This is a genomic window from Peribacillus psychrosaccharolyticus ATCC 23296 (assembly GCF_000305495.1).
In the GTDB taxonomy this organism is placed as follows: Bacteria; Bacillota; Bacilli; order Bacillales; family DSM-1321; genus Peribacillus; species Peribacillus psychrosaccharolyticus.
The window spans coordinates 1-7,492 of sequence record NZ_AJTN02000049.1; the positions used below are offsets into that span (position 1 = coordinate 1).

Annotated in this window: 6 protein-coding genes; 5 read left to right on the forward strand and 1 reads right to left on the reverse strand. The window is 37.6% G+C overall.

All coding sequences use genetic code 11. The features are described from left to right. Positions 1-545: 545 nt before the first annotated feature. The 4 genes from pdhA to lpdA all read left to right on the forward strand — a co-directional run bounded on the left by pdhA (position 546) and on the right by lpdA (position 5,544). On the forward strand, positions 546-1,661 hold the full coding sequence (gene pdhA / locus WYK_RS04935; RefSeq protein WP_040373479.1) for a pyruvate dehydrogenase (acetyl-transferring) E1 component subunit alpha: 1,116 nt from the start codon (positions 546-548) through the stop codon (positions 1,659-1,661). Between the two features lie 3 nt (positions 1,662-1,664). After that, positions 1,665-2,642 (forward strand): alpha-ketoacid dehydrogenase subunit beta, encoded by a 978-nt coding sequence (locus WYK_RS04940; protein ID WP_040373480.1) that lies wholly within the window; start codon positions 1,665-1,667, stop codon positions 2,640-2,642. Between the two features lie 144 nt (positions 2,643-2,786). After that, positions 2,787-4,127, forward strand: a complete 1,341-nt coding sequence (locus tag WYK_RS04945; RefSeq protein ID WP_040373481.1) for a dihydrolipoamide acetyltransferase family protein — start codon at positions 2,787-2,789, stop codon at positions 4,125-4,127. Between the two features lie 4 nt (positions 4,128-4,131). Further along, positions 4,132-5,544, forward strand: a complete 1,413-nt coding sequence (lpdA, locus tag WYK_RS04950; RefSeq protein WP_040373482.1) for a dihydrolipoyl dehydrogenase — start codon at positions 4,132-4,134, stop codon at positions 5,542-5,544. 162 nt (positions 5,545-5,706) lie between these two features. Here lpdA and WYK_RS04955 read toward each other — a convergent pair whose 3' ends face one another. Further along, positions 5,707-6,096, reverse strand: a complete 390-nt coding sequence (locus WYK_RS04955; RefSeq protein WP_040373483.1) for a hypothetical protein — start codon at positions 6,094-6,096, stop codon at positions 5,707-5,709. Between the two features lie 697 nt (positions 6,097-6,793). Here WYK_RS04955 and WYK_RS04960 point away from each other — a divergent pair. Beyond that, positions 6,794-7,477, forward strand: coding sequence for a polysaccharide deacetylase family protein (locus tag WYK_RS04960; protein WP_081704761.1), 684 nt, complete (start codon positions 6,794-6,796; stop codon positions 7,475-7,477). Positions 7,478-7,492 lie beyond the last annotated feature (15 nt).

The window sequence follows — 7,492 nt, forward strand, 5'->3', positions numbered from 1 at the left end:
GAACCATTCCGCACCTCTTTGTCTACAAACTGACGCAGCCAGCAGGCTGCTACTTTTTTCGACCATTTCCCTCTGACTATTTTCTTCAAATAATAATTATGTCGAATTTTGGATTATTGGGTTAAAGGAAATAGAGGTTGGTTAATCTAATTAGGGTAGTATAAATTATAGTGGTGTAAAGTTATGAACCATATTTACAGAAAGGATTGTTATGATACAGAATGGATAAATGATATATAACAGATTTTCAAAAAGTAGATTTCTTTTTAAGGCAAAAGAAAGATAACAAAGAAGTTTTCTTTATCAACACTATGTATTTGACGAAACTTTAGGTAATGCTGTAAACTAAAAAAGAATAAAGCGTTGTATCATCTTTTTTTTCTAAAAAACTGATACAGAAACGGTATATACCGTTTAAGTGCATGTTCATGTTTGCCTTCACTATAGATGGGAAAAGTACATCGAACAGGATTATTCATGAAAATAAAATGAAACAGGGCTTTATAGAATCATATAAAACCTTTTTGAAAGGATGAGAAACGCAGATGGCTACAAAATCAAATCAAGCTAAATTTGATGTCAAGAAACAGTTGGAAGTGGTTGAAGAACAGTTCCAGACACTGCAAATTTTAAATGAAGAGGGCGAAATCGTTAACGAAGCAGCAATGCCCGATTTAACTGATGAACAATTACAAGAACTTATGAAACGGATGGTATACACGCGCATCCTTGATCAACGTTCTATTTCTTTAAATCGTCAAGGCAGACTTGGTTTCTATGCGCCTACAGCCGGCCAAGAAGCTTCACAGTTAGCTTCACAATATGCTCTTGAAAAAGAAGATTTTATTCTGCCTGGTTATCGTGATGTTCCACAATTAATCTGGCACGGATTGCCGTTATATCAAGCTTTCTTATTCTCTCGTGGTCATTTCAAAGGAAATCAAATTCCTGAAGGTGTTAATGTTATTTCTCCTCAAATCATTATCGGAGCGCAATACGTGCAAGCTGCAGGCGTAGCGTTAGGTATGAAAAAACGTGGAGCGAAGTCAGTTGCTGTAACTTATACAGGTGATGGCGGAACTTCACAAGGTGATTTCTATGAAGGAATTAACTTTGCTGGTGCATTTAAGGCTCCTGCGATCTTTATCATTCAAAATAACCGTTTTGCTATCTCAACTCCAGTTGAAAAGCAATCTGCCGTTTCATCATTAGCTCAAAAAGCTGTTGCTGCTGGTATCCCGGGCATTCAAGTAGACGGTATGGATGCACTTGCAGTGTACTCAGCTGTTAAAGAAGCTCGTGAACGCGCAATAAATGGTGAAGGTCCAACATTGATTGAAACATTAACTTATCGTTATGGACCACATACTATGGCTGGAGATGACCCAACTCGTTACCGTACTTCTGATCTTGATAATGAGTGGGAATTAAAAGATCCTTTAGTACGTTTCCGTAAATTCCTTGAAGGCAAGAAACTTTGGAATGAAGAAATGGAAAACAAAACAATCGAGCAAGCAAAAGACGATATTAAAGAAGCTATTAAAAAAGCTGATGCTGAACCTAAACAAAAGGTTACAGACCTTATTTCTAATATGTATGAAGAAATGCCAAACAACCTTGTAGAACAATATGAAATTTATAAAGAAAAGGAGTCGAAGTAAGTCATGGCTCAATTAACTATGATTCAAGCAATTACAGAAGCGATGCGTACTGAACTTAAAAATGATGAAAATGTTGTTGTTTTTGGTGAAGACGTTGGAGCAAACGGCGGAGTATTCCGTGCAACAGAAAACCTTCAAAAAGAATTCGGTGAAGAACGTGTATTTGATACACCACTTGCTGAATCTGGTATCGGTGGATTAGCAATTGGGCTGTCCTTGCAAGGATTCCGTCCTGTTATGGAAATTCAATTCTTCGGTTTCTTATATGAAGTAATGGACTCTGTAAGCGGACAAATGGCACGTATGCGCTACCGTTCAGGCGGCCGTTATAATTCAGCTGTTACAATCCGTTTACCATTTGGCGGCGGTGTACACACACCTGAAATGCATGCTGACAGTCTTGAAGGATTAGTTGCTCAACAGCCAGGATTAAAAGTAGTTATTCCTTCATCACCATATGATGCAAAAGGACTTTTAATTTCAGCTATCCGTGATAATGATCCAGTCATTTTCCTAGAACATATGAAACTATATAGATCTTTCCGTGAAGAAGTTCCGGAAGAAGAATACACAATTCCACTTGGTAAAGCTGCTGTAAAACGTGAAGGTAAAGACCTTTCTATCATTACTTACGGAGCTATGGTACGTGAATCACTTAAAGCTGCAGAAGAACTTGAAAAAGAAGGTTTCTCTGTAGAAGTAGTCGATCTTCGTTCAATTGCACCGCTTGATGTGGAAACAATCGTTGCTTCTGTTGAAAAAACAGGACGGGCTATCGTAGTTCAAGAAGCCCAAAAACAAGCTGGAATTGCAGCTTCAGTCGTAGCAGAAATTACTGAACGTGCAATCTTAAGTTTAGATGCACCTGTTCTTCGTGTCACAGCAGCAGATACAGTTTTTGCTTTCTCAGAAGCAGAACAAGTGTGGTTGCCTAATTATAAAGATATAATGGAAACAGCGAAAAAAGTATTAACATTCTAATACAAATGTACAGGTTGAAAAGTACTAACTGAACGCTTTTCTCTTACTGGATTAGTCAAGCTGATTAGTAAGAGAAAAGTTTTTTCAGAAAAATAACTTTTTTTCGTACATTATCTATGATTAAATATAGGAGGTTGAGATTTAGTGGCATTCCAATTTAGACTCCCAGATATCGGTGAAGGTATACACGAGGGTGAAATAGTTAAGTGGTTTGTAAAATCAGGTGATAAAATTCAAGAGGACGACGTGCTATGTGAAGTTCAAAATGACAAAGCGGTTGTAGAAATTCCATCTCCAGTAGAAGGCACTGTTGAAGAGATTCATGTAGAAGAAGGAACAGTGGCCGTTGTTGGCGATATTCTAATTTCTTTTGATGCACCTGGATATGAAGATTTACAGTTCAAAGGTGCTCACGGTGATGAAGCAGGCGAACAGGAAACAGAAGCACAAGTTCAAGCAACTGCAGAAAAAGGTCAAGACGTGAAAAAAGAAGAAACGCCTAAAAAGACAGAAACTGTTGAAACTGGAGCTGGTGCAGCACAAATTGAAAGCAGCAACGATCCAAGTCGTCGAATTATTGCTATGCCATCTGTTCGTAAATATGCAAGAGAACAAGGGATTGATATTCGTCAAGTAACAGGTTCTGGCGATAATGGCCGCATTATGAAAGATGATATCGATGCATTTGCTAACGGTGGAGCTGAAACAACTGAACAACCACAGGCATCTGCTGCAGAAGCAAAAGAAACAGAAAAAACTGTTACAGAAATTCCTGCTGGTGAATATCCAGAGACACGCGAGAAAATGAGTGGTATTAGAAAAGCAATTGCAAAAGCAATGGTGAAATCTAAACAAACTGCTCCTCACGTAACATTAATGGATGAAGTAGAAGTTACCTTGCTTGTAGCTCACCGTAAGAAGTTCAAGGAAGTTGCTGCTCAAAAAGGTATCAAGTTAACGTTCTTACCATATGTTGTGAAAGCATTGACAAGCGCTCTGCGTGAATTCCCTGCACTAAACACATCTGTTGATGACGAAACAAGCGAAATTATTCATAAGCATTATTATAATATTGGTATTGCTGCAGATACAGATAAAGGTCTTCTTGTACCTGTTGTCAAAGATGCGGATCGTAAATCAACATTTGCTATTTCAAATGAAATCAACGAACTTGCTGGTAAAGCTCGTGAAGGTAAATTAGGTACTAATGAAATGAAGGGTGCTTCATGTACAATCACGAATATTGGTTCTGCTGGTGGTCAATGGTTTACACCTGTAATTAACCATCCTGAAGTAGCTATTCTTGGAATTGGACGCATTGCGGAAAAAGCAATTGTCCGTGACGGCGAAATTGTAGCAGCTCCAGTATTAGCATTATCACTAAGCTTCGATCACCGTATCATTGATGGTGCCACTGCACAAAATGCATTAAATCACATCAAGAAATTACTAAACGATCCTGAACTTTTGTTAATGGAGGCGTAAAAAAATGGTAGTAGGAGATTTTCCAATTGAAACAGATACGTTAGTCATAGGTGCAGGCCCCGGCGGATATGTAGCCGCTATTCGTGCCGCACAACTTGGACAAAAAGTAACGATTGTGGAAAAAGGATCTATTGGTGGTGTTTGTTTAAACGTTGGATGTATTCCATCCAAAGCGTTAATTTCTGCAGGCCACCGTTTCCATGAAGCGCAGCATTCCGAAGATATGGGAATAATAGCGGAAAATGTTAAATTAGATTTTTCAAAAGTCCAAGCTTTTAAAGATTCCGTTGTTGCTAAATTAGTCGGCGGAGTAGGCTCTTTATTAAAAGGAAATAAAATAGAAGTTGTCAGCGGTGAAGCATATTTCGTTGATGAAAATAACATTCGTGTACTGACTGAAACATCGTCACAAACCTACACGTTTAAAGATTGTATTATTGCAACAGGTTCCACACCGATTGAGTTACCTGCTTTTAAATATACAAAACGGGTAATTAATTCAACTGGCGCTTTAGCTCTTAAAGAAGTACCTGAATCATTAGTCGTAATCGGCGGAGGGTATATTGGTACTGAGCTTGGGGGAGCATTTGCGAACTTTGGTACGAAAATTACAATCCTTGAAGGTACTGATGAAATTCTTTCAGCAGGCTTTGAAAAACAAATGTCCGCAATCGTGAAGAAAAACCTTAAGAAAAAAGGCGCGGAGATTGTTACTAAGGCACTTGCTAAAGGTGTTGAAGAAACAGATACGGGTGTAACTGTTACTTATGAAGTTAAAGGCGAAGAAAAGAAAGTCGAAGCTGACTATGTGTTAGTAACGGTTGGACGACGTCCAAACACTGCTGAAATGGGTCTTGAACAGGTTGGCATTAAGACTACTGACCGCGGCTTGATTGAAATCGATAAACAGTGCCGGACTAATATTAAAAATATCTATGCAATTGGTGATATTGTTTCTGGTCCTCCACTTGCACACAAAGCTTCTTATGAAGGTAAAATTGCAGCGGAAGCAATTGCCGGCCAAACTTCTGAAATTGATTACTTGGCTATTCCAGCTGTTGTTTTCTCTGAACCAGAACTTGCATCTGTCGGTTATAATGAGGCAGAAGCTAAAGAGGCAGGCATTGAGGCAGTTGCTTCTAAATTCCCATTTGCAGCTAATGGTCGTGCTTTATCATTGAATAGTACGGATGGATTTGTGAAACTAATTACTCGTAAAGAAGATGGACTAGTAATTGGTGCACAAATTGCAGGTACAAATGCATCAGATATGATTGCAGAACTTGGTCTTGCTATTGAAGCAGGTATGACTGCTGAAGATATTGCTATGACAATCCATGCTCACCCTACTTTAGGTGAAATTACAATGGAAGCAGCAGAAGTAGCTTTAGGAACTCCAATTCATATTGTTAAATAAGTAGTAACGTGTTAAAAGGCTGTCGAGAAGATTCTCGACAGCCTTTTTTCTGTTTACTAGAGATGAGTTGTTCCTGCTATTAAACAATAAAAAAGGGCCGCATCTACACATCCACATGAACTACAATGTGAAAGGAGATAGCAGCCCGTTACCAAATCATTTTCAGTGTTTACTTTCCAAAGCCTTGGTTATCGTTTTTTTTATGTCCCGTTTTGATACGCTGCTTCCGGATATTTGTCCGATAACCCCTTTTTCAGAAGTTATATAAATCGCGGGGGTTTTTTTTATATGAAAACTCTCAAAATCATGATTATTGTCTGCTGCAGTAAGTGTTTTGAGATCAGGGATATCAGATGGGTATTCATCGTCCAATTCGAGGAGTGCATCATAATATTCGATTTCATTCATATAATTGGATTCATTAGAAAAAAAGATTAGTTTATTTTTATATTTATCCAGAATAGAGGCTTCATCTAGATGCAGACTGCTGCATGACGTGAGCATCAAAGAAAAAAAAGCCAGAATACTGTAAAGGAAAGTTTTTTGCTTCATAGACGACTCCTTTTTATGCTGGGATTTTTCTGGTTAAGGGTAGTTTAACATGAAAAAAAGTAAATTCAGCATTGTCATTTAAATGACATATAACTGCAAAAGCAAGAACATCTAACTGACATTCTTGTCGAATAAATTAGAAGTTTTGAAATGGAATAAAGAGGTTAAAAGATACATATAGAAGAATTACTATGCAGTTTGTAATGGGGAGGGGAAATTTCTTTTAGGAAGGAATGTATACCTTGAAAAATTATATAGTATTCCTATTTCAGCTAATGGTGTGGAGCGGGTATACCGTCGCAGAATGGCTCTCCACTCATGATAAATTACTATTTAAGGTACTTATGTTTCTAGTATTCACTTATTTAGCTGTGTTTATCGGTAAAACAATTTTAAAGTCGAATAAACGAACCCTGTTGATAACGTGCATTAGCTTAGGAAGTTATATGGTCCTGCAATCCTGGATGCATTCCCATCTTCCACCAGCCTCCTAAACATGAATGAACAGAACTTGCTGCATAAAAGATGGAGGAACTAGTTTGCGAAAATTAATTAGTATATTTTTTATCCTATCTTGGGCCCTCATTGGCTGCAGTAATCAAGAGATAGGGGTAAAGTCATCAAGTGAGCCGTTTTACCTGAAAAAGAAAATGCAACAGAGGAAGAACCTTTAGAGCAGGAAGTAGAGGACAAGGAAGTGAAAGAGGAGTTGAAAAAGGAAAATAAGGAATCTGCTGATCAAAAACAATATGTACTTAATCCAAACAATTGGTCTGTAACGCCGATATCTTCTGCGAATCCAAAAGTTGTTCTTCTTACCTTTGATGATTCTCCTGACAAATATGCGTTGGATATTGCAAAGCAATTAAAGATACTAGATGTAAATGCTATTTTTTTCGTTAACGGTCATTTTATCGACAATGATAAGCAAAAGAAAATTTTACAACAAATTCATGAAATGGGTTTTTTCATTGGAAATCATACGTATAATCATGTTAAGTTGACGGATCTATCTGAAGAAGAGCAAAGGAATGAAATAGTGAAGGTAAATGACGCCGTAGAAAAAATCACAGGAACCCGTCCTCAATTTTTTAGAGCACCTTATGGAGCCAATACAGATTTTTCTAAACAATTGGTAAAAGAGGAAGGGATGCTGTTAATGAACTGGAGCTTTGGCTATGATTGGCAAAAAGAGTATCAAGAAAAAGATAAATTAACGGAAATTATGCTAGATACACCGTACTTAATGAATGGAGCCAACTTATTAATGCATGACCGTAAATGGACAAGCGAAGCTATTACAGACATAGTTAAAGGCTATCAAAAAAAAGGCTATGACATAATTGATCCAAGCCAATTGGACATTTCACCATCAAAATAAGTAAAAAATGGACAA

What these genes read in the sequence shown, in the direction of transcription:
- pdhA (WP_040373479.1), top strand. Translation starts at nt 546, where the DNA reads ATGGCTACAAAATCAAATCAAGCTAAATTTGATGTCAAGAAACAGTTG.
- WYK_RS04940 (WP_040373480.1), top strand. Translation starts at nt 1,665, where the DNA reads ATGGCTCAATTAACTATGATTCAAGCAATTACAGAAGCGATGCGTACT.
- lpdA (WP_040373482.1), top strand. Translation starts at nt 4,132, where the DNA reads ATGGTAGTAGGAGATTTTCCAATTGAAACAGATACGTTAGTCATAGGT.
- WYK_RS04955 (WP_040373483.1), bottom strand. Translation starts at nt 6,096, where the DNA reads ATGAAGCAAAAAACTTTCCTTTACAGTATTCTGGCTTTTTTTTCTTTG.